A 3,088-nucleotide genomic window follows, 5' to 3' on the forward strand; every position below is an offset into this window, starting at 1 on the left:
TGCTAACCACGCCTTCTTGCTAGGTGAAAATACCTGCTCAGTAAGGTTTAAAAATAGTTTTTCAACGTCGAAAGCAACAACACCCAAAAGGAGTCATCGACCAGATAGAAGCAAAGATGCAGCTAAGAAAGCTGGTGATAAGGTCAGTACCAATGAGCCTGGCAGTAATGGTGAGATACCTTCGGCAGACATGGGTGGAGGTATGCAAGATGGTACTGATAGGTCTGAGGAGTATGCCTCTCGCTTTACGGCCTTTAACATGATGGTGCAAATGCTAGAGGAAAAATACGCCTGTACAATCATTGATTCTTATACTCACGAGCTGGATCAGGTTGGGCGTAGTAAATGTCACCTGATTGACTCTGGTGCCAAGAGAACGATTCGTTGCGTTGTCGTTGAACGGAACGGCCATATTAATTACTTGATTGAGATAGATGTAACAGGCCTGAATAAATGGATCTCAACCAAATGCGTGCGGCAGAACGATACTCGTAATTGGAAAGAACAGTTTTCTCGAATTAAAATAGGCGTGGTGACAAAGTCTCTTGGATGGCCAACACAAGAAATGGATGCCATGTTTGGCTTCAAAAAGCATATTGGTATATCTCACCCTAAGTCAGTAGAAGGGCACCCGACAGGTATTCCAATCGAATCAATCTTAGATTGGGCAGGGAGGGTTGCTGAGAAACTCTAGTGTTTTTAGCTATGTGGTTAAGCGATTCGTGGCACTACCTGAATCCGGAGAGCCTCCAGATCATTTAGAGTTAATGTTCATTACATTATTGCAATTAGATCCCAATTTATCCCTCACCAATAACATTCCTCTTGAATTTTTTCTCAATACGCTTGACCTATGTCTAACACATAGGTTTTAAGCTACAACTAATACACATTGGTAACGAATTGGAGATAGTTATGAGTTGTTGTAACAAAGCCCCAAACGGTGGGAGCAGTGACCCTAAGTTGTTACTTAAACTGTTTATTGGGTTGTTTGTGATTATATTTTTAGTCGCATTTATTTTTGGCTAGCAACATAAAACGAACAAAGTCTCATGTGCATTAAACCTTCAGAGGAGTTGGTTATGTTGACAACTGAAATTGCGAGAGTAGCGGGTGTGACCGCTGAAACAGTCAGGTTTTATACTCGAAAAGGTCTTCTTTATGCAGAGAGAGATCCTAATAATGGCTACAAGATATACCAGCAAAGTGCGGTTAATCGCCTGAAGTTCATTTCTCATGCAAGAGCTATTGGTTTTAGCCTTAGTCAGATTCAAGAAATCATTGATTACTCTGAGCAAGGGTTGGCTCCTTGCCCTGCAGTGAGGCAAATGCTGACTGATAAAATTGTAGAAACCAAGCAAAAAATCGAAGAATACCAACGCCATTTAGTCATTATGGAAGAGACTTATGCAGAGTGGGATGAAAAGCCGGATATGGAACCCAACGGCAACGCACTGTGTTGCTTAATAGAGGACTGGTCTGAGAAACACCATCAAGTATTACGCGAGGAAAACTAACATGAACACAACACAGTATTCTTTAGCACTGTCCGGCATTAACTGTGGCCGATGTGTCGCTAAAATTGTAGACGGGTTACGTGAAAGAGACCCAGATGTCTCGTTCACTATTAATGATACCAAAAACAGAGCAGTGCTCATTACCACGTTGCAGCCAGAAAGCGCGATAGAAGTCATTACAAAGTTAGGATATGCGGCATCAATACCTACGCAACAAGAGTATCGTACACCAGTATCGAATGTTACTTGCCAACACTGTGTGGGCAAAATCACTAATGCAATAGTTGAACTAGATACCTCCGCTCAGGTTGTTGTTGATTTAGACAATCAAACATTAGTGGTGAATAGCAGTTTGAATGGTGATGAAATTGAAAGCGTATTAGTTGAACAAGGCTATAGCGGTAGTACTGATGACACACAACCACAAACTACAGATGTCATTAAATCGAATAAAGTGAAAACAACACAGGCGGTGGATGTCAGTATTGAGCTGTCATTAATCGGTGTCACTTGCGCAAGTTGTGTTAATACGATTGAAGGTGCGCTTATATCGATGTCAGGAGTCGACTCTGTTGACGTGAACTTTGCGAATCGCACGGCGACCGTGGTGTCAAGTCAGCCTGCCAGCGTACTCATTGAAGCGATACAAGGCGCAGGATATGACGCAGAAGAAATTGTCGATCAGGCATTAGCAAGTGACCTCAAAGAAGAGCATGAAGCGCAGGAGTATCGCTTTAAAGTAAAACAAAGCGCTATTGGTCTTGGTCTTGGCGTACCGTTGATGGTGTACGGTCTGTTCGGCGGACCAATGAATGTCAATACGCAGTCTGAGCAGTTGCTATGGTTGGCCGTAGGTGTAGTGACATTTTTCATTTTAGTCCGTGCGGGCAAGCACTTTTTTACTGGAGCTTGGAAGGCCTTTCTCAATCGAAATGCGAACATGGATACGTTGATAGCGCTAGGAACGGGTACCGCGTGGCTCTATTCAATGGTGGTCGTAGTCGGGCCGCAGTGGCTTCCGGAAAGTGCAAGGCATCTCTACTTTGAAGCTACTGCCATGATCATTGGTTTAATCAATTTAGGACAGGCGCTTGAGCTAAAGGCGCGAGGCAGAACTTCGAAGGCTATCAAACGTTTGCTTGATTTGAGAGTCAAAACTGCCATGGTGATTCGTGACGGCAAAGAGATGTCTTTACCGATTGAACAAGTTGTCGCAGGCGACTTGATTCGCGTTAGAGCCGGTGAAAAAGTCCCTGTTGATGGCGTAATTAAAGAGGGTGAGACAACGATTGATGAGTCTATGCTCACTGGAGAGCCAATTCCAGTTGTTAAACAAGTGGGCGGCTCAGTGTCTGCCGGGACGATTAATGACCACGGAAGTTTCGTTTTTGAGGCGCAGAAAGTGGGCAGTGATACTGTTCTTGCTCAGATCATCAGTATGGTGTCGAACGCGCAAAACTCCAAGCCACCAATCAGCCATCTAGCCGATAAAGTGTCTTCGGTGTTTGTACCAACCGTGATGATTCTATCGATTCTGACAGCGCTGGCTTGGTATAATTTTGGCCCTCAAC

The 3,088-nt window shown here is 43.9% G+C and carries 3 protein-coding genes; all 3 read left to right on the plus strand.

The window, feature by feature from the left end:
- On the plus strand, positions 1-694 hold a 694-nt coding region (locus IQR33_RS33715), incomplete at its 5' end, for a Tn7-like element transposition protein TnsE (protein WP_228014019.1).
- A 388-nt stretch (positions 695-1,082) separates the two neighbouring features.
- Positions 1,083-1,517 (plus strand): MerR family transcriptional regulator, encoded by a 435-nt coding sequence (locus IQR33_RS19960; protein WP_228014020.1) that lies wholly within the window; start codon positions 1,083-1,085, stop codon positions 1,515-1,517.
- Position 1,518: 1 nt separating this feature from the next.
- Positions 1,519-3,088 (plus strand): HAD-IC family P-type ATPase (locus tag IQR33_RS35205; RefSeq protein WP_193843978.1); only part of this gene is annotated, 1,570 nt, incomplete at its 3' end.

It is taken from the genome of Vibrio sp. OPT46 (assembly GCF_015163535.1).
GTDB classification, from domain to species: domain Bacteria; phylum Pseudomonadota; class Gammaproteobacteria; order Enterobacterales; family Vibrionaceae; genus Vibrio; species Vibrio alginolyticus.

Coding starts and splice junctions, on each gene's coding strand:
- IQR33_RS19960 (WP_228014020.1), top strand. CDS start 1,083: ATGTTGACAACTGAAATTGCGAGAGTAGCGGGTGTGACCGCTGAAACA.